The sequence below is a fragment of the Pseudarthrobacter sp. B4EP4b genome (assembly GCF_006680095.1).
Classification (GTDB): domain Bacteria; phylum Actinomycetota; class Actinomycetes; order Actinomycetales; family Micrococcaceae; genus Arthrobacter.
The window spans coordinates 156,262-171,187 of sequence record NZ_VHIJ01000039.1; the positions used below are offsets into that span (position 1 = coordinate 156,262).

The 14,926-nt window shown below is 59.4% G+C and carries 13 protein-coding genes; 11 read left to right on the plus strand and 2 right to left on the minus strand.

The features are described from left to right. Nucleotides 1-5: 5 nt before the first annotated feature. On the minus strand, nucleotides 6-1,763 hold the full coding sequence (locus tag FNL14_RS14230; protein ID WP_181762639.1) for a hydantoinase B/oxoprolinase family protein: 1,758 nt from the start codon (nucleotides 1,761-1,763) through the stop codon (nucleotides 6-8). Beyond that, on the minus strand, nucleotides 1,747-2,931 hold the full coding sequence (locus tag FNL14_RS14235) for a M24 family metallopeptidase (protein ID WP_181762640.1): 1,185 nt from the start codon (nucleotides 2,929-2,931) through the stop codon (nucleotides 1,747-1,749). The genes FNL14_RS14230 and FNL14_RS14235 overlap by 17 nt, the downstream gene beginning before the upstream one ends. Nucleotides 2,932-3,166: 235 nt before the next feature. Here FNL14_RS14235 and FNL14_RS14240 point away from each other — a divergent pair, with 235 nt between their 5' ends. The 11 genes from FNL14_RS14240 (at nucleotide 3,167) to FNL14_RS14295 (ending at nucleotide 14,925) form a co-directional block, all read left to right on the plus strand. Beyond that, nucleotides 3,167-3,955 (plus strand): IclR family transcriptional regulator, encoded by a 789-nt coding sequence (locus tag FNL14_RS14240; RefSeq protein WP_142061057.1) that lies wholly within the window; start codon nucleotides 3,167-3,169, stop codon nucleotides 3,953-3,955. Nucleotides 3,956-4,105: 150 nt separating this feature from the next. Next, complete coding sequence (locus FNL14_RS14245) at nucleotides 4,106-5,431, plus strand: Rieske 2Fe-2S domain-containing protein (protein WP_142061060.1); 1,326 nt, start codon at nucleotides 4,106-4,108, stop codon at nucleotides 5,429-5,431. Next, nucleotides 5,428-6,024: an aromatic-ring-hydroxylating dioxygenase subunit beta gene (locus tag FNL14_RS14250; protein ID WP_142061062.1), complete on the plus strand. Its 597-nt coding sequence runs from the start codon at nucleotides 5,428-5,430 to the stop codon at nucleotides 6,022-6,024. Before FNL14_RS14245 ends, FNL14_RS14250 begins: the two co-directional genes overlap by 4 nt. A 297-nt stretch (nucleotides 6,025-6,321) precedes the next feature. Further along, a complete protein-coding gene (locus FNL14_RS14260; protein WP_142061066.1) occupies nucleotides 6,322-7,026 on the plus strand; it encodes a type 1 glutamine amidotransferase in 705 nt (234 codons plus the stop codon). Nucleotides 7,027-7,091: 65 nt separating this feature from the next. Beyond that, nucleotides 7,092-8,585 (plus strand): glutamine synthetase family protein, encoded by a 1,494-nt coding sequence (locus tag FNL14_RS14265; protein ID WP_142061068.1) that lies wholly within the window; start codon nucleotides 7,092-7,094, stop codon nucleotides 8,583-8,585. 88 nt (nucleotides 8,586-8,673) lie between these two features. Next, nucleotides 8,674-8,994: a 2Fe-2S iron-sulfur cluster-binding protein gene (locus FNL14_RS14270; protein ID WP_142061070.1), complete on the plus strand. Its 321-nt coding sequence runs from the start codon at nucleotides 8,674-8,676 to the stop codon at nucleotides 8,992-8,994. A gap of 7 nt (nucleotides 8,995-9,001) precedes the next feature. Beyond that, entirely contained in the window at nucleotides 9,002-10,285 is a 1,284-nt protein-coding gene (locus FNL14_RS14275) for an NAD(P)/FAD-dependent oxidoreductase (RefSeq protein ID WP_142061072.1), read from the plus strand. Between the two features lie 2 nt (nucleotides 10,286-10,287). Next, a complete protein-coding gene (gene catA, locus FNL14_RS14280; RefSeq protein ID WP_142061074.1) occupies nucleotides 10,288-11,148 on the plus strand; it encodes a catechol 1,2-dioxygenase in 861 nt (286 codons plus the stop codon). A 47-nt stretch (nucleotides 11,149-11,195) separates the two neighbouring features. Continuing rightward, the gene (locus FNL14_RS14285; RefSeq protein ID WP_142061076.1) at nucleotides 11,196-12,080 is read left to right on the plus strand and encodes a LysR substrate-binding domain-containing protein; all 885 of its coding nucleotides are present in this window, start codon (nucleotides 11,196-11,198) and stop codon (nucleotides 12,078-12,080) included. 400 nt (nucleotides 12,081-12,480) lie between these two features. After that, a complete protein-coding gene (locus tag FNL14_RS14290) occupies nucleotides 12,481-13,389 on the plus strand; it encodes a sugar ABC transporter substrate-binding protein (RefSeq protein ID WP_255470858.1) in 909 nt (302 codons plus the stop codon). A 33-nt stretch (nucleotides 13,390-13,422) separates the two neighbouring features. Continuing rightward, the gene (locus tag FNL14_RS14295; protein ID WP_142061079.1) at nucleotides 13,423-14,925 is read left to right on the plus strand and encodes a sugar ABC transporter ATP-binding protein; all 1,503 of its coding nucleotides are present in this window, start codon (nucleotides 13,423-13,425) and stop codon (nucleotides 14,923-14,925) included. The last annotated feature ends 1 nt before the right edge of the window (nucleotide 14,926 follow it).

Here is a 14,926-nt window from a genome sequence, read left to right on the forward strand (position 1 = left end):
AAAGCTTAGGCGCGGAGCGCTGCGGTCTGGGCGGTGTCGACGGCGCTCGCGTCGGCAGTGAGGACTACTCCGTAGTCCGAGCGTGCTTTCTCAACGGACAGGATGCCGTCACGGACTTCGGCCAGGACCTTTTCGGCGGGCCGGTTGAAGGGATCGCCGTATCCGGCGCCCCCGCCCAGCAGGGACTCGATTCGCGAACCGGGCGGCAAGGCGATGATCTCCTTGGAGCCCCACAGGTGGGTTGTCCCGTCCGGGAAGGTCACGGTCATGTCATTCAGGCCCGAATCCTTGCCCCCGAAAAGTCCCCTTGCCGGTACTGCACCCTCGGAGCGGACGTTGTCACCCAGTGTGACGCCGTGCTGGTTCTCCCCGTAGCTGACCCATGCAGAGCGGGTGCCCATGCCGCCGCGGAATTCGCCGGCTCCGGCGGAATCGGGCAGGTACTCGTGGTACTCCAGGAAATGCGGGGACGTCAGTTCGAACATTTCCGGATCAGGTGCCCGCATCTGCCCGGCGGTGCCGGTGAAACCCAAGGCGTCCCAACCGTCGGTGCCCAGCATTCCGCCCGGCCCGGTGCGCTGGAACACCGTCAGAGTGCCAAATTCTTCATGAGTGCGCGGATCCACCCCGTTGGTGGACGTACACATGTACTTGTTCCAACCCGCCGATACACGGTCAGGCAAGATTCCAGACAACGCTGTCATGATGCACTCGACCACTTCATCGGACATTTGGTTACCGAAGACCGTAGCCGCCGGGAATCGGGGGTTAAGCACTGATCCTTCCCGGAACACCGTCGTGATGGGTTCAAAGAGTCCTTGGTTGGTGGGGATATTGATATCGCCGCTGGCCAGAATCATCAGGAACGCGATTCGCACCGCACCCTTGGCGGAGGCCGGAGGCATATTGGTGATGCCAGGGGCCTGGTCATCGCTGGACGAAAAATCGAAGGTGATCTCATCGCCCTTGATCTCGATCTCGCAAGCGATTTTGTATCGCTTGGTGGTATCGAAGCCATCGGAGACCATCCAGCTTTCGCCGTAATAGGTGCCGTCTGCCCAGCGGTTGACTTCGGCCCGCACCTGCCGCGCGGAGCTCTCCAGAATGTAGTTCATGTGCCGTTCGTAGACGGGCAAGGTGTAGCGGGCGATCATCTCAACCAGCCGGCGACCACCAATGGTGCAGCACCCGATCATGGACTTTACGTCCTCCATGACGAAGTCAAAACGGATATTCGCTGAAATGAAATCCCACACGTCCTTGCGGAAAACGCCCTTCTCCACGACCTTTACCGGCGGAATGCGGAGCGCTTCCTGCCAGATATCACGTGCGTTCGGATCATAGCCGCCGGCGGTCATCCCCCCGATGTCTGCCATATGGCCCTTGGCCGCGGTCCAGCCGACCAGCTTCCCGTCAGAGAACACCGGCATAAAGATTCCCGTATCGGCGTTCTGGTTGCCGCCGTGGTACACATCGTTGTGGATGATGACATCGCCTTCGTGAATGTCATCCCCGTAGTACTTGATGATGTACTCGAGAGCAGGGTGGGCTCCAAAGGCGATAATGGCCGCGAACTCTGCCTGGGCCAGGGTGTTGCCGTCCTTGTCAAAAACTACGGTCACCAGGTCGCCGATTTCGTTGAAGATCGGTGAACGGGAAGACCGCATCAACATGGTCGCCATTTCCTTGGCAATCGCGTCGACCCGGCGCTGGAGAACGGACGCAGTGATCGCGTCGATGGTGTTCTCAGTATTCGTTGACATTTGCTTCACCTTTCGAAATTCGGTACAGACCTGTCGGGTGCTCGGATAATTTGCGGCTGCCTGACTCCTCAATGACAAAGGAATCGGCCATGTAGCCGGTAACCTGCGCAGAAACGTCCCGCACCATCGGGTGCACTGCCAACAGATAGCCCGCCTGCAGCATTGTGTCCTCGGACTGCCTGCCGTCCTCGACGACATCCAGTCCGATCCAAGGATGTTCCAGTACATCCAGCCCCAGTGCATGCCCGGACCAATAAGAGGAGGTCGCCCCTTCGGATTCGATAGCCTCCAATACTGCCCGCTGGACTTTCGAGGGCGAGACGCCCGGACACATTTCCCTGGCCGCGGCGGCCAGGCCCTTGGTAACAGCACGGGCCATACGCTCCGTATCTTCCGTAGGCGGGGCAAATGTGACCATCCGGGACAGTTCGGTCCAGTAACCCTTCGGGCCGACGATTTCGAATGAAAAGGTGTGAACGTCGTGGGCGGTCAGAACGCGGTCCCGTGGCGGACCAAACGTTGCATTGGTCTGGTCGCTGTCTGTCTCGGTGTACATGGTCAGGAACAGCGGGTCTTCACCACCAAGCCGGTGCCCCACTTTGTACATCTCAGCGCCTATCTCCCGTTCAGTTGTTCCGGGCCGGGCGATTTCCAACAAACGGCTGAAACACTGGTCCAGGATGTACGCGGATTCCTGAGCCCCCTGGATTTCAGCAGCGCTCTTGACGGCGCGGATCAATTCGAACTGTGCGGAGTAGTCGATAAACTCCACCTGCGGGTACGCGGCGGTCAGAGCCAGATACTCATCGACCTTCATGATCTGGCCCAGTCCGACGATGCCAACCCTGGAAAACTTCTTCCTACGCTTGAGGGTATCCACGAGCCCCGCGGCAATAGTTCCCGGGCATCTGTAGTCACTGATCCACCCTGAGTCAGGTTTGCGCGCTCCGGACAGGTTCCCGGACAGGACCACGACCGGCTCCTCATCCTTGAACATAACGGCGTTGCCGGATCGGTGCAGCAGGTTGTAGTCGGCAACGTACCGCAGCGCCCCTTTATGGCCGCGGTAGTCATTGGCCGCAAAAATGAGGGCGTCAACTTCATTCTCCTGCATGGATTTGTTGAGAAGATCCCATCGGCGGTTTCGCTCTGATAGAGAGTTGGGCACTTGTCCACCTTCCGCATTCGACGATGAATGCCTTTTGATCACGTGCTGAGGACAGCAGAACAGAGCTGTTGTATGGACGTGAAAGCGACTGGCCGGGCTTCCAGGCCGACTGTGCCGGCCCTGGGCGAGACCCGGGAGGCCGAAGCCTGAGTTGTGATGCCAATCACTGACATCCGATGGAAAAACTTTACAAGCGCGTTTCCCATGCGACAACATTTTCTGCCATTATTTCTCTATGCGAAATGACGAACAGGCTCCCCCGCTCGATACAGTCCACCGGGCCTTGCAGTTGATCAAGGCCTTATCTGCAGGAAAGTCTTTGGCGGTGAAGGATGCCGCCGAATTGCTGGACGTGGTCCCCTCAACTGCGTACCGCCTCTTGGCGGCGCTGTGCTACGACGGCTTCGCCAGCCAGGACGGGGACCGTCGCTATCGCGCGGGTCCGGAAATCGCGGGCCGCCACCAAGGCACACTTTCGCCGGGTCAGCTTCGAATCGTTCTCCGGCCCGCCATTGAAGAGCTCAACAAGGCACTCAACGAGACAATCCAGGTGTGGGTTCTGAACGGTCCACGCGTCAGCTACGTCGACGGGCTGGAAAGCACACAGCCGCTAAGTGTTCGCACCGGCGTCTGGGACCTGGTCCCGGCCTACTCGTCAGCAGGCGGCAAGGCACTGCTTGCCGAGCTGGGACGCACGGAACTCGACGCCATCCATGCCGATGGCCTCATCCCGTGGCGCTCAGCCAGAATCACAACTCTCCAGGCCCTCAAGCGGCACCTCGTCACCGTCCGCCAGGAGGGCTACGCATTGAACCAGGAGGAGGCTGCCCAAGGCATTGCCGGGATCGCCGCCTGCGTCAAGGACCCCGCGGGCTACCCGGTTGCCGCTATCTCGGTGGCTATTCCAAGCATCCGCTTCAACCGGAAAAGAATCCCGGAATACGCAGAGGCGCTGCGCGCGGCCGTGGTTCTCGCCGAAGCGGAGATAGCCAAACCCCATGAGATGTTCACCGGGGCTCAGTAGCCCACAACGCCGCATGGGAAACGTTTTGCATCAAATATTTCCCTGAGAGAAATAACGAACCAGATTGTAGACGGACGCAAATCGCGAGCCCTACGCTCGGTGGAACCCATCTGCAACCAGACATCTGGTTCACATTGAGGAGATATTCTGATGGTTGTTTCCCCCGAGATTTCCGCCTACAAAAGTGAGGCAACACGCGACGGAGCGTGGGACGCCTACGTCCAAGTAGACCGTGTCCACCGCACCCTATATACCGATGAGCAGGTTTTCAACGAAGAAATGGTCAAGGTTTTTGGCCATACCTGGGTGTACCTGGCCCACGAGTCGCAGCTACCAGAGCCCAACTCTTTTGTCTCAACCAAACTGGGGCTGCGGCCGATCGTCGTAACCCGCGACCGCCGCGGTGACTTACACGCGGTCTTCAACCGCTGCGCACACCGCGCTGCAACGATATGCCGCGAGGAATCCGGCGTAGCCAAGAGTTTTCAGTGCCCCTATCATGGCTGGACCTTCAAGAACACCGGGGAGCTTGTCGGTGCGCCCTGGCCCCAGGGCTACGGCGCCGAATTTGATAAGTCCAAACTCGGGCTCGGCAAGGTCACGCGGGTTCAGTCCTACCGCGGGTTTATCTTCGGCACCCTGAGCGAGTCGGCGCCCTCGCTGCCTGACTACCTTGGAGAAGCAAAGCCGTGGCTTGACTACTGGATTGACCGCGCACCGGACGGCGAGGTGATCGTCCGAAGTGCCGCTCATCGCATGGGCTACCGCGGCAATTGGAAGCTTGCCTTCGACAATGCAGGGGACGGCTACCATCCCTCGTTTTCCCACCGTTCGTTACTGGAGATGGCGTCGCGGATGGGCGATAGCAAGGACATGTCCTACTTCGGCAAGACGCCCGACGACGGCCCCATGAAGGTCTACTCGCTTGGCAACGGCCACAGCGTCATCGACCAGCGGCCAAACTTTGACGGTCCGGGTAGTATCTGGGCAAATCAGCGTCCCCAGCCCGGCCGGGAAAAGTTCGAGGAACTGATCCGCAGCAAGTATCCGGAGGACGCCGACCGGCTTTTGGATGTCAGCGCAGGTGCCCAGATCAATCTGAGCATCTTCCCGAACCTTCTTCTCATAGGCAACCAGATCCAGGTGATCGAGCCGCTGGGTGTGGAACGGACGCAGTTGACATGGAATGCAACATCGATCGGCGGCGTCCCCGAAGAAGTCAACACGATGCGCATGCGCACCCAGGAAGATTTCCCGGCCTTCGGCGAACCCGATGACCAGGCCAATTTCGAAGAGGTCCAGCGGGGACTTGCGGTTTCTGAAGAGGAATGGATCCTTATGAACCGCGGTCTGAACGTGGACGGCTGGCAGACCATGGACGAGAACGGTGTCATCGTCACCGCCGTGACCGACGAAATCCATATGCGGGGTTACTACGAAGAATGGTTGCGTCTGATGAACGGAGATGCCAAATGAGCCAGAAAATCCAGGACTACTCCGACACGTCGAGCTGGTCCTATCACGTCGACGAATCGTTCTATGCGGATCTGGACGACTTCAGGGACGTTCTCAACTCCGACTGGCCCGTCGCCGCCGGCGAAATTGCCCGCCGGGGCGAAGGGTTCCTGGCCCAAGAGGCACGCCTCATCGACGAGGGCCGCTTTAACGACTGGCTCGAACTTTTCAGCGCCGATTGCCTCTACTGGGTGCCTATCACTCCCGGCGGAGGGAACCCCCGTTTGGAAGTCTCCCACGCCTTTGATGACTGCCGCCGACTCACCGACCGGGTTTATTGGCTTCGAACCGGGCTGGCCTTTAGCCAGATACCGCAGTCACGGACCCGCAGGGTCATCAGCAACGTAGAAGTTCTGGACGAACCCTCAAAGGGGCTGCGTTACATCAGGTCCAACTTTATCGTCAACGAGTTCCGCGCCGGGGTCCACAAGACCTACAGCGGATGGTATGGGCACGTGCTCACCGCCGGGGACGAGGGCTGGCGCATCCGGCTCAAGCAGGCCAACCTGCTGGACTCAGAACACATCCACGAGAACCTCACGCTGGTTTTCTAGGGCAGGCGAAGAAATGACTGAGCAAAGCCAACAATCCACTGAATTGGAGTCACTCCGACGGGAAATCGGCATCTTGCAGGAGAAGGTACGGCGGCTGGAGCGCGAGGCCGCAAGCATGCAGCCCGTTGTAGCCGAGGTCAAAAGGTTGAAAATCTGGGATTTCACTCCATATGGAGTAACACCGGACGATTCCTGGCTGGCCCTTGACCGGGCTAGCGCCACAGAACTCATGCGCGCCCTGGCCGGAACTGACCACTGGCGGCCTTGGCAATCCCGGATAGAACCACGGCCCCAGCCATGAGCGCGATCGGCCGGGAAGTACTGGTGATCACTCACTTCGACGGCGCAGACCTGTCCTGGTTAGATGTCCTCATCCGGGAGCAGGGGATGGAACCGGTGCTGGTCCGGCCCTTCGCCGGCGAACTGCTTCCGGAACCGGAAAACGCGGCAGCAGTGATCTGCCTCGGCGGCCCGCAGAACGCCTATGAGGACCCCAAGCACCCGTTCCTCATCGACGAACAGAAATTTCTGCGGCGGGCAGTTCACGAGCACGTTCCTGTGTTGGGAATCTGTCTGGGATCCCAAATCCTGGCCACCGCCCTGGGGGGCCAAGCGATCCGAGGCAGCCGCGGACTGGAATGCGGATTCATCGATGTCCTGCCCGAACCGAACGGCCCTGGGAGTGAAGCGGCCGCGCTTCACGGCCGGTTCTTTTCCTTCCACACCGACAGCTTCATTCCACCTCCGGAAGCCGAACTGCTCGCCACGTCAAACCAGTACCCCCAAGCGTGGCGCCTCGGATCCGCGCTGGCCATCCAGTTCCATCCGGAAATCTCCCCGGCGGGAGTACGGCAACTACTCTCCATCGAAGAAACAAAACTGCGGGACCACGGCGTCGACGTTGACGGTCTCCTGACAGAGGCAGAGTCAGCACACAACACCTCCTGGGCTGAAGCCCAACGGGTCGTCGGCGGCTGGCTCGCCAACCCCTCGAAGTTCTAGAAACACCCTCCACTCCTGCAGCGCAACAGCGCTTAAATCGCTGTGCCTACTTTTAAGGAAGCGTCATGACCAGTAGCAGTAAGTTCATCCAGAAACACGGCCTCTACAGCGGGGAGCAGAAGGAAGCGGCAGAACTCAGCCGACAGGAACTGGATGCCCAAGGCATCGAGATCGTCCGGCTCGTCTTTCCAGATCAGCACGGGCTGCTCCGTGGCAAGTCCTTGACCAAGAACGCCTATCTGGCCGCGCTGGAATCCGGAATCGATATCACCATGGCACCGTTCTTCTTTGATACCGCCAACGCGATCGTCATGAATCCGTTCTCAGCTGACGGCGGATTCGCGATTGAAGGTCTGGGTGGAAGCCCAAATGTAAAAATGGTCCCTGACCCCGCCACCTTTAAAGTCCTGCCATGGGTCGAAGAAACCGCCGTCGTCATCTGCGACCTGTACATGTCTAACGGCGAACTCTTCCCCTTCGCCCCTCGCTCAATCCTGAAAAAGACGCTTCAAAAGATGGCTGACAACGGTTACGGCCTCATCGCAGGCATCGAAATGGAATGGTACCTGACCAGGGTTGTCGACGACATGCTCCAAAACGGATCCCTTGGCGCACCGGGGTCACCGGCGGACCCGCCCAAGGTGGCACCCGTCGCCCGCGGGTATAGCTACCTGCTCACCGATCATCTGGACGAGATCGATGACGTCCTACGGCCCATCCGGAAGGCGCTCGTATCCATGGGGCTGCCACTCCGTACGCTTGACGACGAGTGGGCACCCAGCCAGGTGGAGACGACATTCGACATCCTAGACGCCCTTGCAGCAGCCGACGCCGCGGTGCTGTTCCGGATGACCGTCAAACAGGTTGCCAAGCGCCAGGGACACCTCGCATCATTCATGTGCACTCCAGCCATCGACGGGTTCTATGCCAGCGGGTGGCACCTCCACACGTCCGTCGTCGACGCGGAGACGGGGGAAAACCTGATGGTGCCGCTTCTGGACGAGCCGTTGTCCGGCCTCGGCCAAAACTATGTCGGCGGCACCCTGGAACACGGCATTGCCGCTTCCGTCTTCACCACGCCCTCCATCAACGGCTACCGTCGCCGTCGGCCGTATTCACTTGCACCCGATCGGCTGACCTGGGGCCAGGACAACCGCGCGGCCATGATGCGCGTGATCTCTGCCCCCGGTGACCCCTCATCGCATGTTGAGAACCGCGTGGGCGATTCCGCCGCCAACCCGTACCTGTACATGGCCGCCCAGGCGGCCGCCGGATTGGACGGAATCCTGAACAAAACCGAACCGGGCCCGCTCAGCGAAGACCCCTACAGCCAGGACGTCGCGCAACTGCCGACAACACTGGCGGACGCAATCGACGCCCTGGAAGCCGACACCTTCTACCGGGAAGCGTTCGGCGACGCGTTCATTGACTACCTCGTCACCATCAAACGAAGCGAAGTGTCCCGTCACGCCAGCTGGGTCGCCGAGAACCCCGACGCCGAAACATACATCAATGGTGTGACGGACTGGGAGCACCGCGAATACTTCGAGTTGTTCTGATCCGTTCCCACCCGTGCTGGAGCGTGCTGGCGCCCCGCGTTGCCGGGAGGTGCCGGAACGCTCCAGACAGACAAGTAGGACTAAGCCCATGCCAAAAATCATTCTCCGCTCCCCAGACGGAAGCGAACACACCCTCGATGCCCGTCTCGGAGCATCCGTGATGGAAACTGCCGTAAAACATGGAGTGCCGGGCATCGTCGCCGAGTGCGGCGGGGCTCTCTCCTGTGCCACCTGCCACGTCTACATCGCCGAATCATGCATCGGCATGACCGGCCAGGCCGACGATTTTGAAGACGAAATGCTGGACGATGCAGCCGCCGAACGTAAACCCAACAGCCGGCTTTCCTGCCAGATCCGCATGACCGACGAACTCGACGGCCTCGAAATCGACATCGCTCCAGAACAGTGAGAAATCCATGACCAACGAGCACCCCGGCGGCACTGCCGGCACCCTCATCATCGGTGCCGGCGAAGCCGGACTGCAGCTTGCAGTCTCCCTCCGCCAAAAGGGATACACCGATCCAGTGACCCTTATCGGCGCCGAGGACCAGTCGCCGTACCAGCGCCCCCCACTCTCCAAAGCCTTCCTAGGCGGTGATATGGACGAGGAAAACCTTGCCCTCCGCACCGAGGAGTTCTACTCGAAACACGAGATCGATGTCCTGCCCGGCACCCGCGTCACCGATATCGTCCTTGACGAGGAGGGGCACGGCGGCCTGGCGACAACCTCCCGCGACGGGGCCATATCGTTCTCGAAGCTTGCCCTCACCACCGGATCCCGGCCCCGCAAACTGAACTTGCCGGGCAAGGATCTCGACGGTATCTGCTACCTCCGTGGCATCCCTGATGCCCGGAGCCTGCGCACCAGACTGGCCAAAGCCAGCCGCGTCGTGGTCATCGGTGGCGGATTCATCGGGCTCGAAGCCGCCGCGGCTGCCCGCCAACGAGGACTGGCCGTCACTGTCGTTGAGACATTTGACCGGCTCCTTCAGCGGGTGGCTGCCCCTCCCATCTCTGACTTCTACAAGAAGGCCCACGAGAAGCGCGGCATCGACATCATCCTCGGATCAGGTGTCACTTCGCTGCATGGGAGCGATAAGAAGGTCTCCGGCGTGGAGCTGTCCGACGGGACAGTCATCCCGGCAGACCTCGTCATCGTCGGTATCGGCGTCGAACCCCGCACCGAACTGGCTGAAAAACTCGGACTGGCATGCGACCGCGGAATCATCGTGGACAGCGGCGCACGCACCAGCAACCCGGACATCGTCGCTGCCGGTGACTGCACCATCCAGCCCCACCCCCGCTACCCCGCTGAAAGCATCCGCGTGGAATCGGTCCAAAATGCCGTGGACCAGGCCAAGATAGCAGCCTCGTCACTTCTAGGTCACCCGAGTCCGGCACCCGCAGTTCCCTGGTTCTGGTCCGACCAGGGAGACCTGAAACTGCAGATCGCAGGGCTGTCCAACGGATACGACGATTTCCTTATCCGGGGAGAGCCTGACACCGAACATTTCACCGTCCTTTATTACCGAGACGGACACTTCATCGCCGCAGACGCGGTGAACAGTCCCCACGACTTCATGGCCGCTAAACGTGCTCTGACTCTGGGGTCGACCATCGACCGCTCCAGGGCCACAGAGACAGGCCTTCCGCTCAAAGCCCTCATCGGGGAACCATCAACAGAAAGCTTGAGGAATTAGCAATGTCACACGCAGTCACCGAATTTGATGCCACCGCCGCCGGGTCCGGGGAGAAGGCAACTGAACGCTTTCTTGAGGCCCAAGGCAGCACACTGGAGACACCCAAGGAAAGGGTCAGTCAGCTGGCGACGGAGGTGCTGACTGCTGTCCACGACGTGATCCGCCGGAACAGGCTCACCTACGACGAATATCAGGCCGTGAAGGGATGGCTGATCCAGGTGGGCGAGGACGGCGAATGGCCGTTGTTCATGGACGTCTGGGTCGAACACGTCGTGGAAGAGGTGGCGACTGACCACCGTGAAGGATCCAAGGGATCCATCGAGGGGCCCTACTACGTACCCGGCTCCCCGAAACTGGCGGCAGCATGCACCCTGCCGATGCGCGAAGATGAGCCCGGAACTCCGCTGCTCTTCCGCGGACAAGTCACCGATGTCGGCGGCCATGCCCTGCCCGGCGCGACGATTGAACTCTGGCATGCAGATGACTTCGGATACTACTCGCAATTTGCACCCGGGCTGCCGGAATGGAACCTGCGGGGAACGATCATCACCGATGGCAACGGCCATTTCGCGATCAACACCGTTCAGCCCGCACCCTACCAAATCCCGACTGACGGTTCCTGCGGCAGACTGATCGAGGCCGCCGGCTGGCACGCCTGGCGTCCAGCCCACATCCACCTCAAAGTCTCTGCACCCGGGCACGAACTGCTCACCGCCCAACTCTATTTCCAGGGTGACGAACACCTCGAGGATGACATCGCCACGGCCGTGAAGGCTGAGCTGATCATCGACCCCAGGCCTAACGCGGACGGGACAGGAAACGAAGTGTCCTACAACTTCACATTGGATCCTCTGGGCATCTGACGCAGGGTGCACCAACCGGCCGAAACCCAACTGCGTGGCGGCGACCAATGGAAATCCGGCACCTAAGGTACTTTCTTGTCCTGGCGGAAGAACTGCACTTCAACCGCGCTGCCGAGCGCCTCCATATTGCGCAGCCGGCACTCAGCCAGCAAGTCCGCCAGCTCGAAAAAGAACTCGATGTAGAACTCTTCATCAGAACCACCAGGAAGGTGGAACTGACGCTCGCCGGGGCTTCACTCAAAAAGCATGCCCTGGAGATTCTGTCGAACGTGGAGTCCGTGAAGGATCTCGTGGCACGAGTGGCCACGGGCGAGACGGGAAGACTCACGCTGGGGTTCACGGGTTCGGCGACGTACGATCTTCTTCCACGGATCGCGCGCGCCGTCACGGAAAAAATGAGCGGGGTTTCGTTGGTGCTGCGCGGCGAGATGGCCACAGCCAGTCAGATCGAAGCGCTACGGTCAAATGCCATAGACATTGGATTCCTGCGGCCCCCTATTTCCGGAGAGTTTCATCAAAGGGTTGTGCGGACCGATTACCTTTCGCTCCTCATGCCTGCCTCCCACCCGCTGGCAGGCGAGGAGTCGATCGACCTGGCACAGATGGCCGATGAGTCGTTCATCCAATACAGCGCCAGCGCCGACCCTGCCACTTTCACCATCGTTTCGAGCGCCTACCAGCAGGCTGGCTTTGAGGCGATTGTTCACCAGGAAGTCGATGCGACCTCAGTTATGGTCAGTCTGGTCGCAGCAGGTCTGGGAATGGCTCTGGTGCCAAATTCCGTGAGCCACGTACGGGTCGACGGCGCCGTGATCCGGCCCCTGTCGAGTCCGATTATCCCGATGAACCTGGTCGCCGCCTGGAAGGTCGAAAACGACCTGCCGGCCATTTCACGCTTTATTCAAATATTGGATTTAGAATTTCCCCGTTAATCGATTGGATTTCACAGATTGATAAGTTACATCTATCAATCATCGGCTAACCGATACCTATAAGCCCTTGATGAGGCATCGATTCTACTGATCTAATTTCATCATCCAATGCGGTGCAATTGCAGCATAGACCGCATCCGAAGCACTCACATTGTCTTCGACGAATTCAGTGTCGAATCGCTGCGGAAATGCCGTTCTCCATTAGTCCTCGTGTGGATCATAAAGGCTAAAGGCGTTTCCGAAATCAAGATAATACTCATTAAGGACGGACAATATGTTCCGCAAAAAAAATTACCTAGCCGTAGCCGCTCTCGCCGCGGCACTGTCCCTGAACTTGTCGGGCTGCGGTGGAACCTCGAACGCCGGCACCACATCCGGAGAGCATGTCTTCACAGTGGGGATGACTCTGCCGACGGCGCAGAACTCGACCATCCAAGGCATTGCCGATGGCCTGAGGGCCGAAATCGAACAGCACGGCGGCAAACTCATCACAGCTGACAGCCAGTTGAGCATCGACAAGCAGATCGGTGATATTGACCAGTTCGTGACGCAGAAGGTGGACGCCATTATGGTGTTTCCTTTGGATCTTCCCACACTGAAGAGTGTGCTTGGCCGGGCTGACAAGGCTGGGATTCCGTTGTTCGCCCATGACGCGCAGATGGAGGACGAGGGCGCCGCGGCGCTTGCCCCAATTCGAGCGGAGGTAGTCACCGGGCGGAAGCAGCAGGCTCAGGAGGCAGCCAAGTTCATCGCGGAAAAGGCGCTTGGCGCCGGTGAAGTCGGCGCGATCGGCATTGCGGCTCCAGTGACCACAAACATCTACCTTCTGGACCAGTTCAAGGAGCAACTGAAAGCGCAGAACGGGCTGACTTTCGCCGATCAAAAGGGCAACCCGACTGACGACGCCGCTGGAGCGCGGCCGTTGGCCGAAGCCTTCCTGACTCAGTACTCTGACCTGTCCGCGATCTATACGTACAACGACCCGAGCGCCATCGGCGCTGCAGCCGCGGTCAAAGCTGCAGCCAAGTCCAAGAAGATCATCGTGACCGGCTTCAACGCCAGTCAGGACGGACTCGATGCCGTGAAGAACGGAACCATCGACGCCACCTGGGACTACAAGCCGGTAGAGGTGGGCCAAACCTTGGGCCGCCTGATCCACACCTCGGTGGTGGAAAAGAAACCCATCGGGCACTTCTACCAGATGGACGTAAAAGCGGTCACACCGGAGAATGTTGCTTCTTTCGTACCGTGGTCTGAACGTGTGAAACAGATCACCGAAGGAAAATACCTTGGCCTTCCCATCGATTAATGTCCGCCCTTTCAGCGAACCGGAAGGACAAAGATGCTCGAGATCAATAGCTTGGTAAAGAAATACCCGGGAACGACGGCATTGAACGGCGTAAGCCTTTCGATTTCCTCCGGCGAAGTAGTCGCCATTGCGGGCGAAAACGGTTCCGGAAAATCCACGCTCATGAAGATTATCGCAGGGCATTTGACGAGCGATTCAGGCCAAATCCAGGTTGACGGGAAAGCGGTGAAGTTCACCAGTCCCAGCGACGCGGTCGCGGCGGGAATCGGACTTGTCGAACAGGAGCTGGCCGTGGCTCATCACTTGACTGTTGCCGAAAACATCCTGTTGGGGGCCCTTCCCCGGCGGCGCGGAATCGGGTTGGGAGTCGACTGGGCACAAGTCCGGAAAAGTGCCTTGGAGATTATGGATGTCCTGGGGATCGATGTCGATCCAAAAGCCATCGTCGGGCAACTGCCGATCAATCTCCAGCAACTGGTGGCGATCGGCAGTGTCCTTTCGCGCCGTCCCCGCCTGATGCTGTTGGACGAGGCAACCAGCTCCCTGTCCGAAGATGAGACCGATCGGCTGATGGGCACCTTGAGGCGGCTCAAGGACAACGGAATGGGAATTGTCTTCATCTCCCACCGTATGCGTGAAATGCGTGAAATCGCCGATCGAATCGTCGTCCTTCGTGATGGATCAGTCAGTGGTGCGGCCCCCATGCAGGATGTCTCAGATGGGGACGTCGTCAAGATGCTGGTCGGACGCGTTTTGGATAACGTCTTCACGTCCGAACGGACAGTCAGTGAACGAATCGTCCTCCAGACTGGGGCTTTGTGCGCTGCCGACTTTATCGAAGACATCACCATGACGGTGCACGCAGGCGAAGTGGTTGGCTTGGCCGGGCTGATGGGTTCCGGCCGCTCCACTCTGTCCCAGACCATTTTCGGCGCCGTCCCGCCGACCTCCGGGACCGTAAGGATTGACGGGCGGGAGGTCAGATTTACGCACCCTGCCCAGGCCCTGGATGCCGGCGTCGGGTTCGTCGGAGAAAACCGGAAAGCTCAGGGAATCTTTCCCGGACGATCGGTAAGGGAAAACTTGTGTGCCGCCAATTTGGCCAAGAACTCTCAGGCCGGAGTTATGTCAGCGACACGCGAGAAAAGCTTGACCCGACAAGCGATTTCTAAATTTGGCGTCAAGTGTACGGACATTGAGGGCCGCATTGAGGCGCTTTCCGGCGGCAATCAGCAAAAGGTGCTGCTGGCTCGTTCCATCGTTCGTGAACCAAAGCTCCTGATCCTCGATGAACCAACGCGCGGCGTTGATGTCGGAGCTAAGGGGGAAATTTACGAACAGATCGCCCAGGCCGCTGCCAAGGGTATGGGTTTTTTGGTGGCCTCATCCGAGCTCACAGAACTGATTGGCCTTTGTGACACCATCTACGTCCTCTCACAGGGACGAATCGTGGGACAGCTCGACCGGGAATCAGCAACGGAAGAGCGCATTGCGTCTTTGGCGTTTCATTCAGAACAAGCTAAGGAAGTGGCCTGAT